This window comes from Geminicoccus harenae (assembly GCF_019800005.1).
Classification (GTDB): Bacteria; Pseudomonadota; Alphaproteobacteria; order Geminicoccales; family Geminicoccaceae; genus Geminicoccus; species Geminicoccus harenae.
In genome coordinates this window covers 1-18,262 of sequence record NZ_JABGCL010000017.1, presented here as the reverse complement: position 1 = coordinate 18,262, position 18,262 = coordinate 1, and the positions used below count along the sequence as shown (strand labels likewise).

Sequence of the window (18,262 nt, the reverse complement as noted above, 5' to 3'; positions counted from 1 at the left end):
CGCTTCACTCCTTGACCGCGCCGAAGGTCAGGCCGGCCACGATGTGCCGCTGCACGAAGCCCAGGAAGATCAGGGCCGGTGCCAGGGTCAGCATCGAGAGCGCGGCGAGCTCGCCCCAGTTGGTGCCGGTCACCGTCACGAACTCGGCGAGGCCGGTCGTGATCGTGCGGGCCTCGACCGAGGTGAGGGTCGCGGCGAACAGATACTCGTTCCAGGCGAACATCCAGGTGAGGATGGCGGTGACCGCCAGCCCCGGCTTGGCCAGCGGCATGACCACCCGGGTCAGCACCTGGAAGGTGCTGGCGCCGTCGATCATCGCCGCCTCGTCCAGCTCCTTGGGGATGCCGTCCATGATGCCCTTCAGCAGCCAGATCGCGAAGGGCAGGTTGAACACGCAATAGAGCAGGATCAGGCCGATCCGAGTGTCGAACAGCTGGAAGTCACCGAGCCGGAAGACCTGCGTGTAGAGCAGGAACAGCGGCAGGAGGAATACCGCGGCCGGCGCCATGCGATTGGTGATCAGCCAGAAGAACAGGCTATCCTCGCCGGCCAGCTTGTAGCGGGAAAGCGCGAAGGTCGCGAGGAACGCCAGCACCGTGACGATCAGGCAGTTGCTGGTCGCCACGATGATCGAGTTCCACAGATAGAAGCGGAACTCCTCGTTCTCCAGGACCTCGACATAGTTGCCCCAGTAGAAGCCGTCGAGCAGCAGCGAGGGGCGACCGAACAACTGCACGCGGGTCCGCATCGAGACCACGAACAGCCACCAGATCGGCAGGAGCGTGATGAGCGTCATCACGCACCAGACGACGATCGGCAGGAGGATGCCCTTCTTCTTCATGACGCACGCGGCTTTCTGGCGACCAGGCCGACATAGAGGAACCAGCACAGCATGATGGTCAGGTAGAGGGTCATCAGCGACATGGCCGCGCCGTACCCGTAATCGGTCTGAGGAAAGACCACCCGCCAGATATGCAGGCCGATATAGCGCGTGGCGGTGCCGGGGCCGCCACCGGTGAGCATCCAGACCTCGTCCACGGTACGCAGCGCGTCCATCAGGCGGATGAAGGTCGTGGTGATCAGCACCGGCTTCAGCAGCGGCAGCATGATGTGCCAGAAGGTCTGCCAGCGGTTGGCGCCATCCACCTGCGCGGATTCGAATGGTTCCTTGGGCATGGCCGAGAGGCCGGCCAGCAAGGTGAGGGTGACCAGCGGGGTCCAGTGCCAGATATCCATCACCACGGTGGTGATGAACGCCTGGTGCTCGAACGAGCCCAGCCGGAAGTCGATGCCGAACCAGCGGTTCAGGTAGAAGGGCAGGGGACCCAGCCCCGGCACGCACAGCAGCCGCCAGGCGGCACCTACCGCGATCGGTGCCACCAGTAGCGGCAGGGTGTGGATGGTGCGGAACAGCCCCTTGAGCGGGAAGTCGCGCATGAACAACTGCGCAAGCAGGTAGCCGATGATCAGCTGGCTCAGCACGACCCAGAAGGTGAACTGCAGCGTCAGCCCGATCGAGCGCAGGAACTGGTTGTCGAAGACTAGGCGGCGGTAGTTGTTCACGCCGGCGAAGACGAGGTCCGGGTTCGCGGCGAACGGGTTCCAGTCGAAGAAACCCACGACCGCGACATAGATGAACGGCACTAAGCCGAACACCACCAGCACCAGGATGGTGGGCGCCAGGAACAGCCAGCCGGTGACGGGTGAGCGCAAGGGTGCGTTCCGTTCAGCAGGTTCGGGAAAGGTACGGGCGGGGTGACGGAGTTCTTCCGTCACCCCGCCCGGGATCGAGGTCAGTTCTTGCGGTAGCCCAGGCGGGTCAGCTCTTCCTCGGCACGGGCAGCGGCCTTGTCGAGCGCCTCGTCGGGCGTGATCGAGCCGGTGATCGCGTCATAGAAGAACGGCGCGATCGCCTCGCGGAGCTGGCCATGGAACGGGAAGGCCGGGGCGCCGCCGAACAGCTTCCCCTGGTCACGCATCAGCGTGTAGTAGCCGTTCGTCTTCTCGTCCTGCTCCTGGACGCGCGGGTCGTCATAGGTGGTCTGGTGGGTGACGCGCGCGGCGTTGACGGCCCAATCCACCTGGACGTCATTCTGCCCGATATACTGCAGGAACAGCAGCGCCGCTTCCTTGTTCTTCGAGGAGTGCGGGACGCCGAAGGCGCCGCCGTCATAGTAGCCGATATAGCCCTCGCCGGCCTCGATCTCCTCCATCACGCCCGGTTCCACCGGCGGGAGCGCCACGCCGACCTTGCCGACCACGGTCGACTTGGTGTCGTCAGTCGCGATCCAGGCAGTGTTCTCGCCATAGACGAGGGCCTGGGCGGCGCGGCCGGCGGAGAAGCTGGCGGCGACCTCGTCCCAGGTGGAGCTGGTCGATTCCGGGGGAGCATACTGGAGGTTGCCGACCCACCAGTTCAGCGCTTCCTTGGCCTTGTCGCTGTTCATGGTGCCGCCGTTCTCGACGGTGGCGGCCCAGGTCTCGGTGTTCAGGCCCCAGTTGTAGACGCCGTAGGTCGGCGCGATCGACTCGACGAACTCGTAGAACGATGCCGGATGGCCGGAGCTGGCCTGGACCGTGGTGCCCCACAGCTCCAGGTCGTTGTCCTGGCCGTACTGGGTGAAGAACTCGGCGATCTCGCGATACTGCTTGTGGTCCTTCGCCGGGGCGAGGTCCCAGCCATACTTGGCCTTGAACTGTTCCTTGACCGCCGCGTCCTCGAACAGGTCGGTGCGATAGAGGTACGTCTTGATGAACGCCTCCATCGGCATGCCGTAGAGGTCGCCGTTCTCACCCTTGAAATAGTTCGCGAAGGTCGTGAACTCTTCCGGCTTGAAGGTCGGCGAAGCGATCGACGGATTGTCCTTCAGCGACTGCGTGATGTTCACCAGGAAGTCGCGGGACAGGTAGGAATAGATGATGTCCTGCTCGATATAGACGAAGTCATAGATGCCGGAGCCGGCCTCCATGTCCTTGATCGCCTTGTCGTACATCTGGTCCCAGGACGTGGTCTCGAACTGGATGTTGATCCCGGTCTTCTCCGAGAACTCCTTGGCCAGGACGTCCTTGGCATAGTTGGACGACGGGGTGCTTTCCGACACGCCGCGGATGGTGATACCCTTGTAGGGCTCGGCGGCCTTCGCCCAGAAGGCATCGTCCGCAAACGCGTTGAAGCTCGTCGTCGACATCAGGACGGCGAGCGCAGCCGCGCTCAGTAACCCACGTCGGTTCATTTTCGACCCCCCATCCTGCTCAAACGCTCATCATTTCGAGCGCGAGCGCCTGCCCAATTGGTGGGCGACTGTTCGCCCAACTGGCCGGCCAGGGTCAAGCGCTTTCGCATAGCAGCCTTGCGGTGCTCTCATCCGTCACGAGCTGGTCGATCAGCCTGCCCCGCAGCACAGCGCGGACAGCTTCCAACTTTTCCAATCCAGCGGCAATCGCGAGCAGGGGATGGGGTCGCGGCAGCGGCAGGCTGGTCACCCGGAAATTGTGCGGATGGTCGAGCAGCTGGCCGCGCATATCGTAGACGAAGCCCGACAGTTCGGCGACCGCGCCATGGGCGATGAGGTCCGCCATCTCGCCGCTGTCGATGAAGCCGTCCGCCACCAGCGGCGCATCGGCGCCCATCTGGCCGATGCCGCTCACCCCGAGCGTCACCCGTTCCGCCAGTGCTTCCAGGATCCGCCACAGCCGCTGCGACTGCCACAGATCCCGTTCGTCCGGGCTGTCCACGACCAGCGGCATCGGCATCGGCCAGCGCTGGGCGCCGATCCGGTCGGCCAGGCGGACCACGACCTCGTAAGGATTGGCCGAGCCGCTGCGGGCGATCGAGCCGACCATGCCGATGATCTGGTGCTGGGGCCGCTCGATCGCTGCGACTTCCGCCGCCGCGGCGCGCACCGCGCGGCCGGCGCCGACCGCGACGATCGTCGGCACCTTGGCGGTGAGCACCCGGTCGAGCCGTGCCGCGGCCGCATGGGCCAGTGCCCTTCCGCCGACATCCGGCACCACGTCAACGCTGCCGATACCGTAGGTCTCCTCGATCCGGGAGCTCAGGCGCATGCAGGCGGCGATCGGATGCTGGATGCGCACGCTGACCAGCCGCTCCGCCAGGGCCTGGGCCACCAGCCGCTGCACCGCGGCCCGGCTCAGGCCGAGCGAGCGGGCGATCTCCTCCTGGGTGTCGCCCTTGACGTACCAGAGCCAGGCAGCGCGTGCCGCGAGTTCACGCCGTGGCTCGGTCGCCAGGTTGATGTCGTCCAACCATCAGCCTCCGCATTATTGGCCCCTTCTCTAGGCAGGTTCGGGCAGATGATCAAACGGTGAGCGAACGCCCTGCATGGACCCGCATGGTCGCAGTGCCGGCCGTTGCCAGCCGGGCTGCTCTGCCGGTATCTGCCTGCGGCAGGGAGGACGGATGAGGGCCACGGGAACCGGCACCGCAACAGGTCTCTCGTGAAACGATCTTTCGCGACGCCGACCCTGCTGGTTCGTCCCCGCGAGCTGGCCGTCAACGTGTCGACCCGGACCGGCAGCCCGTCGACCGACTTCGTGAGGAAGCAACATGTTCAAGCAGTTCTTCGACCTGAGCGGCCGGGTGGCCGTGGTGACCGGCGGCGGCCGCAACATCGGCCTGTCGACCGCCATGGCGCTCGCCGAGTTCGGCGCCAAGGTCGTGATCGCCGAGATCGACCCGCAGGTCGGCGAGGAGGGACTCGCCGCGCTCCAGGCCAAGGGCTACGAGGCCGAGCTCCATCAGCTCGACGTCACCGACAGCAAGGCCGTCACCGCCTGCGCCGATGCCGTCGTCAGGAAGTACGGCCGGGTCGACATCGCCGTCGCCAATGCCGGCATCGCCCTGGGCTCGCCCGGCGAGCTCATGCCCGACGAGCAGTGGCACAAGGTGATCGACATCAACCTGCACGGCGTCTTCTACACCAACCGCGCCTTCGGCAAGCACATGCTGGACGCCGGCAAGGGCTCGATTGTCAATATCGGCTCGATGAGCGGCATCATCTCCAACAAGCCGCAGGAGCAGGTGCATTACAATGCCGCCAAGGCCGGCGTGCATCACCTGACCAAGTCCCTGGCCGGCGAATGGGCCAAGCGCGGGGTGCGGGTGAATGCCGTGGCGCCGACCTATATCGAGACGGCGATGACCAAGACCGGGGCAGCGAACCCGGACTGGTTCAAGACCTGGATGGAGATGACCCCAATGGGGCGGATGGGCCAGCCGTCGGAGATCGCGGCCTGCGTCCTGTTCCTCGCCTCGGACGCGGCCTCGCTGGTCACCGGCCACGTACTCGTCGCCGATGCGGGCTACACCGTCTGGTAAGAGGCTCCAGGATCCGCGTGCGGTTCTCCGCACGGCGGATGCCGACCGGCGCCTGCCCGCCGGCTTCGCTCGCGGATTGACGGCGCCACCCGCCGCTGGTTCCCTGGCGGCGGGGCATGGCCCCGTCATGTCGGGCCGGGCTCGCCGGCGGGTCAGCGCGGTTGCTGTTCAATTCCTTCATCTTCATCTTCGGCTTCATGCCGCTGGTGCTGGCCGGCTACTATGCGCTCGGCCGGGCCGATGCGCGCCGCGCAGCCTTGGTCTGGCTGGGCTTGGCGTCGCTCGTCTTCTATGGCTGGGGCGACCTGCGCCACCTGCCCCTGCTGCTCGCCTCGATCGCCGGCAATTTCCTGCTCGGCCGGCTGATGAGCCGGCGGGCCGAGGCGGGCCTGCCGAACGGGCGGCTGCTGGCGCTGGGTGTGGGCCTCGACCTGGCCGTGCTGGCCTGGTTCAAGTACGCGGACTTCGCGGCGGCGAACCTGGCGGCACTGGGCCTGCCCGTGCGCCCGCCCGGCATCGAGCTGCCGGTCGGGATCTCGTTCTTCACCTTCACCCAGATCGCCTATCTGGTCGATTGCTGGCGGGGCGAGACCCGGAATTACCGGCCGCACGAGTATTTCCTGTTCGTCACCTACTTCCCGCATCTGATCGCGGGGCCCATCCTCCTGCACCGGGAGGTGATCCCGCAGTTCTGGCAGGCCCGGCCCTATCGGTTCGAGCTCGCCCGCCTCCTGGTCGGCCTCACCATCTTCACGATCGGCCTGTTCAAGAAGGTCGTGCTCGCCGACGGGGTGGCGCCTTACGCTGACCAGTTGTTCGACGGGGTGGCGGATGGCGCCGATCCGGACGCGGTGGGGGCGTGGATCGGCGCTCTGGCCTATACCATGCAGCTCTATTTCGACTTCAGCGGCTATTCGGACATGGCGGTCGGCCTCTCGCACATGCTGGGCTTCCGCCTGCCGGTGAACTTCTGGTCGCCCTATCGTGCCGGCTCGATCATCGAGTTCTGGCGCCGCTGGCACATCACCCTGTCGCGCTTTCTGGCCGACCATCTCTACCGGCCGCTCGGCGGCAGCCGGCGCGGTGCCAGCCGGCACTATCTGAACCTGATGATCACCATGCTGCTGGGTGGTCTCTGGCACGGTGCCGGCTGGACCTTCATCGCCTGGGGCGCCCTGCATGGCTGCTACCTGTCGCTCAACCACGCCTTCCGCCGCTGGGCAGGCAGCCGCCCCGCCATCGCCCGTGCATTCCAGCGCCCGCCGCTCCGGGCACTGGCGGTGCTCGTGACCTTCCTGGCGGTGGTGCTGGGCTGGGTGCTGTTCCGTGCGGAGAGCCTGGCGGATGCGGGGATCGTCATCCGGGCCATGGCCGGCCAGGGCGGCGGCGAGAAACTGTTCGACGGCATCGGCCGGACCTGGCTGCACCTCCTGCCGCTCCTGGCGATCCTGTTCTTCGCGCCGAACAGCTTCCAGATCATGCGCCGCTACACGCGCTATCGCCCCTATGCGAGCGGCAGGACGCTGGGCGGGTCGGCCACCGAGCCGGGGACGGGGCAGGGGCGGCTCGCCTGGCGCATGACCGGGCCATGGGCGGTCGCCACCGGCTGCGCCCTGGCCCTGGCACTCCTGTCGATGCTGACGGCGAGCAGTTCGCCGTTTCTCTACTTCCAGTTCTAGCCGCATGCGCTCCCGCACCGCCCGGCACCAGGCTGTCCGGTTCCTTTGCTGGCTGCTGGCGGCCGTGCCTTGCACGCTCCTGGCACTGCTGCTGCTCTGCTTCGGCGTCCCGGCGTTCAAGCCCTATCTCTACCCGTCCCCGGACATCGCCTGGATCCGTGATCTCTACCGGCACAAGGATGCGGCCCTGGCCCCGGTCCCCGGCCCCCGCCTGCTGCTGGTCGGCGGATCGGCGGTCCATTTCGGCTTCGACGCCGACCGCATCACGGCGGCACTCGGGATCGAGACCTTCAACTATGGTGCGCATGGCGGCCTGGACCTCACCTACCTCCTGGACCGGGCGGAACGGGCGGCACGGCCGGGGGACACGGTTCTGCTGGCGATCGAGTACCCGCTGTTCCGCACGGCAGCGCCGTTCACCGCCCTGCCGGTGTTCTACAGCTCGTTCCACGACAAGCGCTTCTGGCAGCGCATGCCGGCTGGTCTCTGGCTGGACTATGCCAGCCAGTACGACCCGCGCCTGGTGCTGCGGGCCGCCGCGGACAATCTCACCCACTGGAAGAGGGCACCGCTGAGCGAGCGCGGGGGCGGCTATCGCGTGGCGACGGTCGATGCACGCGGCAGCGAGCGCGGCGCCAGCGAGGCAGGCGCGACCCAGCGGATGCGCCAGCAGGTGGCCCAGGACCGGCAGGTGATCCGGCCGCTGGATCGGCATTCGCCCGGTAGCCGCGCCGTGGCCGGGTTCGTGCAGCGCCAGCAGGAGCGGGGGGTGGCCGTGCTGGCGGGCTGGCCGCCCAGCCAGCGACGGCCGGAATACTGCGAGCCCGCAGCCCACCGCCTGTTCGCCGAGCTGCGCGCGTTCTGGGGGGATCTGGGGGTGGCGGTGGTCGGCGCGCCCGAGCAGTTCATGGTGCCGGACGAAGCGGTCTACGACACGAGCTTCCACATGAACGACAGGGGTCAGGCCATGGTGACGGCAGCGCTCATCGACGCACTGCGCGCCCGCCCTGTCCAGGCTGTCCGGAACGCGCCCTGAACTCGGCCGTTCCTGCATGGAGTGGTGGAGCCGGACGGAAAGGCGGAGCGTCATGAGCAGGGTCGTCTACGAAGTCGTCCAGCACGATCACGGCTGGGCCTATCGGGTGGGCGATTCCTTCTCCGAGACCTTCCCCAGCCACGACGATGCCAGGCGCGCGGCCGAGGACGCGGCACGCCGGCAGGCGCAGGCCGGCGATACCGAGTCGATCGAGTACCAGGATAAGGCGGGGAACTGGCACGAGGAGACCGCTCCCGGCGACGACCGGCCGGAAACGGAAGTCCAGGGCTAGGCTTCCGGCGGCAGAAGCTTGCCCAGAAGGAGCCGGTTGTGGCCATCCAGGCGGTCGTAGCGCACTTCGTCCATCACGTTGCGCACGATCAGCAGGCCGAGCCCGCCCACGTCGCGCTCCTCGAGCGTATCGGCCAGATGCGGCAGCGGCGCCTCGCTCGGGTCGAACGGCGGGCCGTCATCGGCGATGACCGCCTCGATCCGGTCGGGATGGTGCAGGATCGAGATGTCCACCCACACCTCGCGGCCCGCCACCTGCGTCGCGTGGGTCGCGAGGTTGCTGACGGTCTCGTCGAGAACCAGCATGAGCTGCAGGGCCAGATCGAGCGGCAGGCCGGCCGAGACGAGGCCGGCCTCCACCTGACCCAGCACCTCCCCCAGCGCGTCCAGCGATGCCGGGATGCGGCAACGCAGCAGTTCCGGGCCCTCCGGCGCGGGCGGTGCCTGCGGGGTCATGCGCAGGATTCGCCCTGGCGAATGACGGCGTTCGTGACGCCGGGGCGGCCGGGCGCCCTTCCGCCTGGCGCGGTTCCAACGATGCGCCGTGGTCGCCGGCTCGCGTTCATCCTGGCTCCTGGCGCCATGCTGCAACCAGCCCCTGTCTCACTGCGCAGAGCGCTGGCGGAGGTCAAGGATGTCGCCAGCCGACGGCAGCGGCAATGCGGTGTGTCGGCCAGACGTGAATGATGTACCGAACACGGCGAGCGGGGCGGTGCGGCGTGCTGCTCAACTGCCCCTGAGCCCCAGCGCCGCCCGCAGGCGCCGGTCGCGCCCGTAGACGTCGTCCAGCAGGACCAGCCGACCATCCTTGCCGACCCAGGCGGTGAGATAGGCCAGGTGGATCGGCACCGGTTCGGCCAGCCGGACGAACTGTTCCGGCCGCCCGTTTGCGATGGCGGCCTCCAGCCGCGGCCGTGGCCAGTCCTGGTCGCGCGCCAGCACGTCCGCGAGCGCCAGCGGGTCCTCCACCCGGATGCAGCCATGGCTGAACGCGCGCACGCTGCGCTGGAACAGGTGCTTGCTGGGCGTGTCGTGCAGGTACACGTCGTCCTTGTTGGGGAACAGGAACTTGATGACGCCCAGCGCATTGCCGGGCCCGGCATCCTGCCGGATCCGCCAGCGCCAGTTGCGGGCCGTGACGCCCGACCAGTCGATGCCATGGGGATCCACCTCCATGGCACCCGGCGTCGCGTCGGCGAACAGGCGCAGCCGCTCCCTGGCCAGCCAGCCCGGGTCGCGCTGGAGCTCCGGCAGCATCTCCCGGACCATGATCGAGCGCGGCACGCTCCAGTAGGGGTTGAGCACGAGGTGGCTGATCCGGTGCGACATGGCCGGTGTGGCGGTGAATGGCGCGCCCACCACCACCCGGCTGGCATGGACCGTCCGCTCGTCCGCCACGACCTTCAAGGTGAAGTCGGCAAGGTTGACGAACACGTAGCGGCGGCCGAGCTCGCGGGGCAGCCAGCGACGCCGCTCCATGTTGACCCGGATCTGGTCGACCCGGTCGGCCACGCTGGCATTGAGGGCGCGCAAGGTACGCTCGCCGACCACCCCATCCGGGTCCAGCCCGTAGCGAGCCTGGAAGGCTCGGACCGGGCCCAGCAGGTCGCGGTCGAACAGGGCGGAAAGCTGCCCTGGCACGGCCGGCGGCGCCAGCAGGCCCTCTTCCACCAGACGCAGGCGCAGTGCCACGACCTCGGGGCCTGCCAGTCCGACCGTCAGCCGCCTGCCGTCCGGCACCCTGGTCCAGGCCGGCCAGTCCAGCTTCGCCCGCCATTCTGCCAGCGCGCTGCGCAGGCGGGCATAGGGCGGCCCCTGCGGCGGCAGGCTCGCCAGCCAGCCGGGAAGGTCATCGGCCTGCGCGGCCTGGGCCAGCAAGCGGGCGGGCAGGGCGGCGTCGGCGGGCCGGGGATCGCCATCCTGCTCCTGTTCCGGGCCGACCCGGCCCGCCGACACATCCAGCGCATAACGCACCAGTGCCCGCGCCAGCCGCAGCTCGAACTCGACCCGTGCCGCCGGCTCGCCGGCCTCGGCCGCCGGCAGGAGTGCCGACAACAGCTCGACCTCGTAGGCTGCGGGCTCCAGCCCTTCCAGGTCCGCCCGCTGGAGCGTCGCCAGGATGGTGCTGCCACGTGCCGTCCCGTCCGGATCACCGGTGAAGGCCAACAGCTCGCCGCGTGCCCGGTAGAAGGGCAGGAGCGGGCGCAGGCTCGGGTCGCCGGCGCCGCTCTCCGCCGCGGCCAGGGTCGCACGGAGCAGGCGGACGGCGGGATCGACCGCACCCGGAGGTGCGATGGCTGCCACGCTGCCGACCGGCGGCCCTGCGATGGCGCGCTCGATCGGGTGCGCCACCGCGGATGCCGGCAGCAGCCAGAGGAGCCCCACGGCCAGTGCTGCCGCCGCCCGCCATCTGCTCGCATACCGTCCGACGCGCCCGCTGCCCATCGCCCGTCCGCTGCCCGTCATCGTCCCGAAGCTAATTCTACCAGAGCGACAGCCACGCTGCATCCGGCTTGCGCAGGCCCCCTAGCCGCCAGCCGTGCCTCGCCCCGGCTCGTCCGCCTGGTCGGGTGCATCCGGTCCCCCGCCTGCTCCTGACGCGTCCTGGAACGATGCCAGGCGCAGGCGGGTGCGATGACCGGCTCCGCCCGCCGCGCCATCCGGCATCCGGCCGCGAAAATAGCCCTTCTGCCACTTCTCCGCCCGTGCCGCTGAGCCTTCCTCCTGCAGCGCCGCGTTGAATCCGTTGCGCGCGGCCACCCATGCCCGGTAGGCCGCCGCGGTCGCCGCATCCTGCTCGATCGGCATGAAGACCGGGTGGACCTGCTCGATCAGGTCGAGGCGGAGCGGGAAGAAGAAGCAGAACGGCTCGCCCTGCTCGAACCGCACCCGGCCCGGCCGGGTGAAACGCCAGTTCATGGTGAAGGTGTAGGGCGCCCAGTCGGTCTCCACGACCGCTGCCAGCGGCTGGATCCCGTCCTTGATCCGGTTGGGTGAGCCGGCCACCCAGAGCTGCACGGCGGGCTCGGTGCGGAACAGGCCGTGGAGGTGGAAGGTGAGGACGCCGCTGCCGAAATGGCTGACCGGCAGGAGGTGCGGCGGGGCATCGGCAGCGATGGTGATCGCATCCGCCGCCGTTCCGCCGTCCCAAGTGGCGTCGAAGCCCGCCGAGCACAGCACCTCCCAGCCATGGGCATTGGCGATGTCGAGCGGCAGGCAGCGATAGGCGAAGGCTTCGGGCGAGTGGTCCATCCAGTCGCGTTCCACCGGTGCCGGGCGGATCAGCGGCTTCTGGTCGTGGAGCGTGTAGCAGATCAGGCGCACGCGGCGTCTCCGGCAGCCAAGCGTGGTTGCCAGATGTGCGCGCCGTCGCGACATAGCACAATCGCCACCGGGAACCGGCAAGAGGAGCAGGGCAGAAGTGTCGTCCGCGTGCAGCATCCCGATCTATTACGATCTGCCGGATTCGGAGCCGCCGATCGGTGCTCCCGCCCTGGCAGGCGATCAGGATGCCGAGATCGCGGTGGTGGGCGGCGGCTTGGCGGGACTTGCGGTCGCCTTGTCGCTGGTCGAGCGTGGCGTCCGCCCGGTCGTGCTGGAGGCGGCGCAGGTGGGCGATGGTGCGTCCGGGCGCAATGGCGGCTTCCTGCAGCTCGGTTGGGCAGCGGACGACGAGCGGGTCGAGGCGGCCCTAGGTGCCGATGCCGCCGTCCTGTTCGACGCGGCCAAGGACGCCGTGGCCCTGGTGAAGGCACGGGTGGCGCGGCATGCCATCCGCACGGCCGTGACGCCCGGCATCGTGGAGGCGAGCCTGTTCGCCGACGCGGACGAGCTGCGCCGTCGGGCCGACCTCCTGAGCCGACGGCACGGGGTTGCCTTCGCGCATCTCGACCGGGCGCGGCTGGGCGAATGGTACCGTACCTCCGTCTATCGCGGCGGTGTATTGGACCCGTGCTCGGTGCATCTGGACCCGCTGGCGCTGACCCGCGGCTATGCCCGGGCGGTCCTAGCGGGCGGCGGCCGGCTGTTCGAGCACAGTCCTGTCCATGCCCTCGTCCCGGAGCCCGGCGGCATCCGCCTGGTCACCGCCAATGGCCGGCTGCGCGCCCGCCAGGTGGTCCTCGCGACCTCGGTCTACGGGCGGGATCCGGACGGCCGCGCCGCCCGCGCACTCCTGCCGGTCATGACCTATGCCCTGGTGACGGCACCGCTGGGCCGCCGCCTGGAGGAGGCGATCCGGGCACCCTATGCCGTGTTCGATGACCGGTTCGCCATGGGCTACTGGCGGCCGTTGCCGGATGGCCGGCTCCTGTGGGGCGGCAAGATCGGGCTGAGCGACGCGCCGCGCGGCCTGGAGGCGGCCATGCTGGCGGATCTCCACTGGGTGTTCCCCCAGTTGCGTGACGTGGCGGCCGAGCGCGTCTGGTCCGGGCGGATGGGCTTCACCCGGCACCGCATGCCGCTGGCCATGCCGATGGATCCCGGCCTCTGGCTCGCTACCGGGTTCTGCGGCCACGGACTCGGCACCACCACCGCGGTGGGCGAACTGCTTGCGACGGCACTGCTGGAAGGCGACCGGCGCATCGATCTGCTGGCCCGCTTCGGCCGGCCCTGGGCCGGCGGTGTGCTCGGGCCGCTCGGGGCGCAGCTCCTTTATGGCTGGCTGGAGCTGCGTGATCATGTCCGGCTCCGACGCTTGGCCAGTACAGCGAATTGATAACGATTCCTTCATGAATGGCTGCTAGACAAACGGTGCCCGGTCGGCAGGTGCCGGCCGGTCATCGGGATTGCTGGCATGCTCACGTGCTCGTTTCGGTTCCGTGCCTGGCACAGCCGCCTGATGCTGCTCGGCATGATGCTGGCCCTGCTGCTGCCGGCTTGCGCGGCGGCTGCCGGGAACGTCGTGCCGGTCCGGCTGCCGCTGGCACCCGAGCGTCTGCCGGGTGATCGTCCGCCTGGTCGACGGGCAGGAGCGGATGCTGACCGTAAGCGAGCTGGAAGCGCTCGGCACTTGGCGGGTGCGGACGGTCTCCCCCTGGGAGCAGGGGCAGATCGTCCTGGAGGGCCCGCTGCTGCGCGACGTCCTGGCCCATGTCGGGCTCGGGGACGCCACGCACATCCTGGTGCGGTCCCATGACGGCTATGCACCGGTGATTCCTCACGAGGACTGGCGCGACTACCCGGTCATCTTGGCGACCCGGGCCGATGGCCGGCCGCTGGGTCATCGGCACAAGGGCCCGACCCGGATCGTCTACCCGTTGCTGGAACATCCGGAGCTGGCTTCGCCCGACCGGCACGCGCGCTAGGTATGGCTGATCGCCACTATCGAAGCGGCGGACGACTGAGCGGCCGGGGCAGGGCTTGCTTTTGCGCCGGCCTCACTCTTCGCCGCTGCAGTTCTGGCGCGCGCACATGATCTCGATCTGGATGTCCTGGATCTCCATGAGCCGTTCCCACAAGTGGTGGAGCATGTGGTCGAGCTTGTCGTGCAGGAGCCGGATCTCGAGCTCGGCCTTGAGGTTGACCAGACAGTCGTTCTCGGCGCGCTTGCGGTCCTGGATCTCCTGCCGGTTCTGGCTCATCATGATGACCGGCGCCTGGACCGCCGCCAGACAGGATCAGGCTCAGCAGGATGTAGGGGCAAGGGCCGGACGACGCCGGCGCAAGAGACAGGTGTTCAGTGCCATCCACAGGACCAGGAGGAGGGCGAACATCCCGATGAAGGACCAGCTGCCCCCGAACGATGCCACCCGATCCGCCAGACGCCGGCCGAAGCTGATGCTGCGGTCAATCTCGGCATCGACCGGTGCTGCCACCGGTATGTGCCGGCTCAGTCGGTCCAGCATCAGCTCGTCGACCCGGGCCGTCTCGCCGGCCTGCTCCTGCAGGAGCAGGCGAACATGGGCCGCCCGGTAGTGGTCCAGGTCGGCACGGCAGACGAAGCCGGTGTGATCGAGCCCGGGATGCTCGGCCCGCATCAGGGCGACCACCTGCTCTCGCACCGAAGGCAGCGGCCTGCCTCTGACCATGACGCGCTTGTCCGTCTGGAAGGCTTTACCTGGCAGCGAAGGCGGGTACTGCATGTTCTGGCGAACGAGGTCGCGGTTGGCCATCGCCGGCCGCAAAGCTGACGAGTACGCGGCGCGTCGGGGTGGAGGATCAGGTGAGCGCAGCGAGCCGGGTCGCTGGACATGCCAGGGCCGCACATGCGGCACTCGGCGCAGGTAAGCCTCGTGCCGCAGTCGAGGCGGCCCGAGCCGCGGTCCGGCTGCGGCCGGGCGATCCCGATCTGCTGTGCCTGCTGGCGGTGGCGCTGTTCGAGGCGGGTGAGCATCCGCTTGCCCTGGAGGCGGCAGACCGTGCCGTCACGCTGGGGCGAGGCAGCGCCAGGACGCGCTACAACCGGGCGGTGTTGTTGCGCCGGACCGGTGACGCCGCGCGTGCCTGCCGCGCGCTGGAGGAACTGCTCGACCTGGCGCCGGATCATCCGGCTGCGCGAATCGAGCTCGCCCAGGCCCTGGCCGCACTCGGTGACCTCGCTCAGGCGGTGGTCGTGCTGGCCCAGCAGGTGCGGCAATGGCCGGGCGACCGGATCGCGTGGCGCGACCAGGCGATCTTCGCCGAGCGCGCCGGCGACTGGGAATCAGCCGCTGCTGCCTGGGAGGCCGTGCTGGCACTGGATGACACCGACGACGAGGCCAGGCTGCGCCGGTATGTTGCCCAGGCCGAACTGTCCGGCATCACGCCCGCCGAACTCGACCGGCTGAGGAACGATTATCCGCGCATCGCCTACGCCATCGAGCGCGCCATCGCTCATGCGGGCCGCGGCTGCCTGCGGCTCTAGCCTGCCCGTCCCTGCTCATGCCGCGTCATTGCAGTTTCCCGAAGAGCAAGGGGCACGCAGGCGCGGGACGGCAGTCCCGAGCGGTCCCGCATCGGCCGGTCGGATCAGCTCGATAGTAAGGGGCGCTGGTGGCGGCGATCGGGGAAACCTGCCCCTGCCTGCGGCATGTCAACCGGTACCTCGCGCTCCGCCTGTGGTTGCTCGATGCTGCCCGAGGCGTCGGAGGAGCCGCCATCCCGATGAATTCGATCCCGAGGCCGGCACGGACTCCGTTGAACCTAGGAAGATGGACCGCTCACCTGCAAGGCGGCCCCTCCCGCCCTTGAGGTGGCCGGCATTGTTCTCTGCTTGAATCTACTCATGGACGTTTCCAGCCACGTCCAGCCTGCCAAGCTTCGCCGTAGGCCTTGATCTGTCATAAGCAGCCTACCCAGTACAGCCCGTTCCAGAAGCCTATTTCCCAGGATTTGGGATGATCATATAGGTTCTTCTACCTGAAGGAGTACAAACAGGCCTCACCTCCGAGAACAGGACAAGAACATCCACAGGCAATGCACCGGGCTGGGGCTTGCGGCGTGGCCGGCACGCGACACCGGCTGTCGGCCGCCCAAGTTGTCCACCGATGCGTGGATGACCTTAGGGATCCGGGTGTGGAGCATGGCAGGCGGCTCGGCGCCAAACCCGCGGCAGGCTTGGCTTCGTCCGGGTTTTCCTCCGGCGGTGGGGCGTGCTCGCGGCGCCCCCGCGGCGTCTGGCCAAGCCGATTCCGGTTGACGAGAACTGGCATGCCGCGGTCGCGAACCTGTCATGATCTTCGCACAATCCAGCGATGCCGGCACTTGCGCCGGTGGCTCCCGACTGCGAGCCAGCAGGTCGAGCGGAAGAACTGGATCCGGATGGGAATGATGTTGCCTTGGCTGGCGCTGATCCTGGCCCTGTATCTCGCGATCGTCGGCAGCCTCTATCTGGCGCAGGATGGGCTTCTGTTCCCGCACGGGGCCACCAGACGCGGCATGCTGCCCTTGCCCGAGGGAACGGTGCGACACGAACTCGTGACGGCGGATGGCCACCGGCTGGTGGGCCATAGCTTGCGGCGCAATGGCAGCCGGGACATCGCGCTCCTGTTCACCGGCAATGCCTGGAACGCCGAGGATTGCCTGATCTTCACCACCGAGCGGCTGCCGGACGTCCATCTCCTGGCCTTCCACTACCGCGGCTATGCCCCCTCCGAGGGCACCCCATCCGAGGCAGGGCTGGTGGCCGATGCGCTCCTGCTGCGCGCACAGGCAGCGCGTCTGCTCGGGCTGGAAGCGACGGCGGAACCGCCCAGGATGTTCGCCATCGGTTACAGCATCGGCAGCGGCGTGGCCGCGCAACTTGCTGGCCAGGGCCAGGTGGACGGGGCGATCCTGGTCACGCCGTTCGACTCGATCGAGGCCATCGCCCGCCAGCGCTACTTCTTCGCACCGGTCGGCCTGCTGCTGCGCCACCCGTTCCGCAGCGACCTGGCCCTTGCCGGCCGGCACGTGCCGGTGGCGGTCATCGCAGCCGGCCGCGACCACATCGTGCCGCCGGCCAGAACAGCGGCGCTGGTAGCGCAGCTCGCCCGGCCGGTGCTGGTCGCCACCGTGCCGCAGGCGGATCACGTCTCGCTCTACGACCTGCCGGAGTTCGACCAGCTCCTGGACCGGGCACTCCGGGCGGTGCAGGCGGCCGCGCCGCCCGCAGCGGCACCGGTGAAGGGCCGCTAGATTTGGCCCCAGCGTGTAGTGCCTCGCTGCGGCAGCACATCTGGAGAGACGAGCCATGCGCCAAGCACTTCACGGCCGCGCCCACGACCGAGGCGGTGCGCCGCGCGATCCAGGCCAGAAACGGTATTCAAATGCTCAAGCTGCTGATCTTGCCAATCTTTTCAGCATGATCCGGCTCATGGGGCATAGGTCATGGCCTCGCTCGTCTGAGGCAGCCAATCATAGCCCCTGCAGAGCCACCGTGACCGGTCGAGCCAAGCGAAGGTTCTCTCCACCACCCATCATCGGCCAGCCGCCGATGATCCGTTTCCGAAAGGACCGCGGTCAGCAGACTGCGGAGGCGCCTTGGCAGGACGCGAAACGCGTTCTTGGCTACTCCTTGAACCCGTAGCGCCAGAGTTGACGATCCAGGTGGCGACGGGAGGCGCTGCCTCCGATCCTTGAGGTGCTAGCCTCGCTCGGCCTGAAGTTGGGGTGCAATCGGGCCGGCGCGCACCGGCTGGATCGGGCAGATCCGCTGCATGCACGCACACGAGCAGGACGAGGCCAACGCCTGCCCCGGGAAGCGTCCTTTAGGTGTTTGATCCCGCAATGTGGTGGTACAATGGATCACCATGCGGCAAGGGATGCGCTATGGGCCAGGTTCTTCATGGAAGCGCCACCACGACGGAGGCGGTCCGTCGGGCGATCCAGCTACGTCAAGAGAGCGTGAGGGCGCTGGCGAAGCGCTATGGCGTCAGCCCCACCACGGTCCAGAAGTGGCGCAAGCGGTCGGCGACCGCGGACGCGCCCATGGGGCCAAAGCAGGTTCGATCCACCGTGCTGACGCCCGAGGAGGAAGCGATCATCGTCGCCTTCCGCCGGCATACACTGCTGCCGCTGGACGACTGCCTTTATGGCTTGCAGCCGACCATCCCGCACCTGACCCGCTCATCCTTGCATCGCTGTCTGGAGCGGCACGGCATCAGCCGACTGCCGGAGATCGAGGGCGACAAACCTGCCAAGAAGCGCTTTGCCAACTACCCGCTCGGCTATTTCCACATCGATCTGGCCGAGGTCAGTACTGAAGAAGGCAAGCTGCGCCTGTTCGTGGCGATCGACCGCACCAGCAAGTTCGCCTTTGTTCGATTGGTCGAGAGTGCGGGCAAGATGGAGGCCGCCCAGTTCCTGCGCGACCTGATCCTGGCCATTCCCTACCGCATCCTCACGGTGCTGACCGACAACGGGGTCCAGTTCACGCCGCGCAAACAGGACATCTGGGACATCCAGCACATCTTCGACCGCGTGTGCGACGAGAACGCCATCGACCACCGGCTGACCAAG

General features: G+C 68.3%; 18 protein-coding genes and 1 pseudogene. 9 read left to right on the top strand and 10 right to left on the bottom strand.

What is annotated here, in order from left to right:
• Window positions 1-4: 4 nt before the first annotated feature.
• The 4 genes from HLA95_RS16385 to HLA95_RS16370 form a co-directional block, all read right to left on the bottom strand.
• Window positions 5-841 carry a carbohydrate ABC transporter permease gene (locus HLA95_RS16385; RefSeq protein ID WP_191060445.1) on the bottom strand — a complete coding sequence of 279 codons (837 nt, stop codon included), beginning with the start codon at window positions 839-841 and terminating at the stop codon, window positions 5-7.
• Window positions 838-1,713, bottom strand: coding sequence for a carbohydrate ABC transporter permease (locus HLA95_RS16380; RefSeq protein WP_191060444.1), 876 nt, complete (start codon window positions 1,711-1,713; stop codon window positions 838-840). The genes HLA95_RS16385 and HLA95_RS16380 overlap by 4 nt, the downstream gene beginning before the upstream one ends.
• A gap of 80 nt (window positions 1,714-1,793) precedes the next feature.
• A complete protein-coding gene (locus HLA95_RS16375; RefSeq protein ID WP_191060443.1) occupies window positions 1,794-3,233 on the bottom strand; it encodes an extracellular solute-binding protein in 1,440 nt (479 codons plus the stop codon).
• 94 nt (window positions 3,234-3,327) lie between these two features.
• On the bottom strand, window positions 3,328-4,266 hold the full coding sequence (locus HLA95_RS16370) for a sugar-binding transcriptional regulator (RefSeq protein ID WP_222183868.1): 939 nt from the start codon (window positions 4,264-4,266) through the stop codon (window positions 3,328-3,330).
• A gap of 301 nt (window positions 4,267-4,567) precedes the next feature.
• Between HLA95_RS16370 and HLA95_RS16365 the strand changes: the two genes are divergently transcribed.
• From HLA95_RS16365 to HLA95_RS16350, 4 genes are all read left to right on the top strand, one after another.
• Window positions 4,568-5,338 carry an SDR family NAD(P)-dependent oxidoreductase gene (locus tag HLA95_RS16365; RefSeq protein WP_191061325.1) on the top strand — a complete coding sequence of 257 codons (771 nt, stop codon included), beginning with the start codon at window positions 4,568-4,570 and terminating at the stop codon, window positions 5,336-5,338.
• A 161-nt stretch (window positions 5,339-5,499) separates the two neighbouring features.
• Entirely contained in the window at window positions 5,500-7,017 is a 1,518-nt protein-coding gene (locus tag HLA95_RS16360; RefSeq protein ID WP_191061326.1) for an MBOAT family O-acyltransferase, read from the top strand.
• Window positions 7,018-7,021: 4 nt separating this feature from the next.
• The gene (locus HLA95_RS16355; RefSeq protein ID WP_222183866.1) at window positions 7,022-8,053 is read left to right on the top strand and encodes a hypothetical protein; all 1,032 of its coding nucleotides are present in this window, start codon (window positions 7,022-7,024) and stop codon (window positions 8,051-8,053) included.
• A gap of 52 nt (window positions 8,054-8,105) precedes the next feature.
• Window positions 8,106-8,345: a DUF2188 domain-containing protein gene (locus HLA95_RS16350; RefSeq protein ID WP_191061909.1), complete on the top strand. Its 240-nt coding sequence runs from the start codon at window positions 8,106-8,108 to the stop codon at window positions 8,343-8,345.
• On the opposite strand, the gene HLA95_RS16345 is transcribed toward HLA95_RS16350, so the two are convergent.
• The 3 genes from HLA95_RS16345 to HLA95_RS16335 form a co-directional block, all read right to left on the bottom strand.
• Complete coding sequence (locus HLA95_RS16345; RefSeq protein ID WP_191061910.1) at window positions 8,342-8,800, bottom strand: ATP-binding protein; 459 nt, start codon at window positions 8,798-8,800, stop codon at window positions 8,342-8,344. The genes HLA95_RS16350 and HLA95_RS16345 overlap by 4 nt on opposite strands.
• A gap of 270 nt (window positions 8,801-9,070) precedes the next feature.
• Window positions 9,071-10,789: a L,D-transpeptidase family protein gene (locus tag HLA95_RS16340; RefSeq protein ID WP_222183863.1), complete on the bottom strand. Its 1,719-nt coding sequence runs from the start codon at window positions 10,787-10,789 to the stop codon at window positions 9,071-9,073.
• Window positions 10,790-10,870: 81 nt separating this feature from the next.
• On the bottom strand, window positions 10,871-11,668 hold the full coding sequence (locus HLA95_RS16335) for a DUF6065 family protein (protein WP_223861537.1): 798 nt from the start codon (window positions 11,666-11,668) through the stop codon (window positions 10,871-10,873).
• Window positions 11,669-11,765: 97 nt separating this feature from the next.
• On the opposite strand from HLA95_RS16335, the gene HLA95_RS16330 reads away from it, so the two are divergent.
• Window positions 11,766-13,061 carry an NAD(P)/FAD-dependent oxidoreductase gene (locus tag HLA95_RS16330; protein WP_191060000.1) on the top strand — a complete coding sequence of 432 codons (1,296 nt, stop codon included), beginning with the start codon at window positions 11,766-11,768 and terminating at the stop codon, window positions 13,059-13,061.
• A 226-nt stretch (window positions 13,062-13,287) separates the two neighbouring features.
• Window positions 13,288-13,650: a putative pterin-binding protein gene (locus HLA95_RS16325; protein WP_191059999.1), complete on the top strand. Its 363-nt coding sequence runs from the start codon at window positions 13,288-13,290 to the stop codon at window positions 13,648-13,650.
• Between the two features lie 72 nt (window positions 13,651-13,722).
• Here the strand turns inward: HLA95_RS16325 and HLA95_RS16320 are convergent, their stop codons facing one another.
• Together HLA95_RS16320 and HLA95_RS16315 are read right to left on the bottom strand one after the other, a co-directional pair.
• On the bottom strand, window positions 13,723-13,956 hold the full coding sequence (locus tag HLA95_RS16320) for a DUF1003 domain-containing protein (protein WP_223861538.1): 234 nt from the start codon (window positions 13,954-13,956) through the stop codon (window positions 13,723-13,725).
• A gap of 12 nt (window positions 13,957-13,968) precedes the next feature.
• The gene (locus HLA95_RS16315) at window positions 13,969-14,373 is read right to left on the bottom strand and encodes a DUF1003 domain-containing protein (protein WP_191059997.1); all 405 of its coding nucleotides are present in this window, start codon (window positions 14,371-14,373) and stop codon (window positions 13,969-13,971) included.
• A gap of 134 nt (window positions 14,374-14,507) precedes the next feature.
• Between HLA95_RS16315 and HLA95_RS16310 the strand changes: the two genes are divergently transcribed.
• Entirely contained in the window at window positions 14,508-15,188 is a 681-nt protein-coding gene (locus HLA95_RS16310; RefSeq protein ID WP_191059996.1) for a tetratricopeptide repeat protein, read from the top strand.
• Between the two features lie 902 nt (window positions 15,189-16,090).
• A complete protein-coding gene (locus HLA95_RS16305) occupies window positions 16,091-16,939 on the top strand; it encodes an alpha/beta hydrolase (protein WP_191059995.1) in 849 nt (282 codons plus the stop codon).
• Window positions 16,940-17,074: 135 nt separating this feature from the next.
• Here HLA95_RS16305 and HLA95_RS29915 read toward each other — a convergent pair.
• Window positions 17,075-17,220 (bottom strand): annotated as a pseudogene (locus tag HLA95_RS29915) (IS5 family transposase); the annotation flags it as partial.
• 352 nt (window positions 17,221-17,572) lie between these two features.
• On the opposite strand from HLA95_RS29915, the gene HLA95_RS16300 reads away from it, so the two are divergent.
• The coding region (locus HLA95_RS16300) for a DDE-type integrase/transposase/recombinase (protein WP_222183859.1) at window positions 17,573-18,262 on the top strand (690 nt) is incomplete at its 3' end.

What these genes read in the sequence shown, in the direction of transcription:
- HLA95_RS16385 (WP_191060445.1), bottom strand. Translation starts at nt 841, where the DNA reads ATGAAGAAGAAGGGCATCCTCCTGCCGATCGTCGTCTGGTGCGTGATG.
- HLA95_RS16375 (WP_191060443.1), bottom strand. Translation starts at nt 3,233, where the DNA reads ATGAACCGACGTGGGTTACTGAGCGCGGCTGCGCTCGCCGTCCTGATG.
- HLA95_RS16365 (WP_191061325.1), top strand. Translation starts at nt 4,568, where the DNA reads ATGTTCAAGCAGTTCTTCGACCTGAGCGGCCGGGTGGCCGTGGTGACC.
- HLA95_RS16355 (WP_222183866.1), top strand. Translation starts at nt 7,022, where the DNA reads ATGCGCTCCCGCACCGCCCGGCACCAGGCTGTCCGGTTCCTTTGCTGG.
- HLA95_RS16350 (WP_191061909.1), top strand. Translation starts at nt 8,106, where the DNA reads ATGAGCAGGGTCGTCTACGAAGTCGTCCAGCACGATCACGGCTGGGCC.
- HLA95_RS16345 (WP_191061910.1), bottom strand. Translation starts at nt 8,800, where the DNA reads ATGACCCCGCAGGCACCGCCCGCGCCGGAGGGCCCGGAACTGCTGCGT.
- HLA95_RS16340 (WP_222183863.1), bottom strand. Translation starts at nt 10,789, where the DNA reads ATGGGCAGCGGGCGCGTCGGACGGTATGCGAGCAGATGGCGGGCGGCG.
- HLA95_RS16315 (WP_191059997.1), bottom strand. Translation starts at nt 14,373, where the DNA reads ATGGTCAGAGGCAGGCCGCTGCCTTCGGTGCGAGAGCAGGTGGTCGCC.
- HLA95_RS16305 (WP_191059995.1), top strand. Translation starts at nt 16,091, where the DNA reads ATGATGTTGCCTTGGCTGGCGCTGATCCTGGCCCTGTATCTCGCGATC.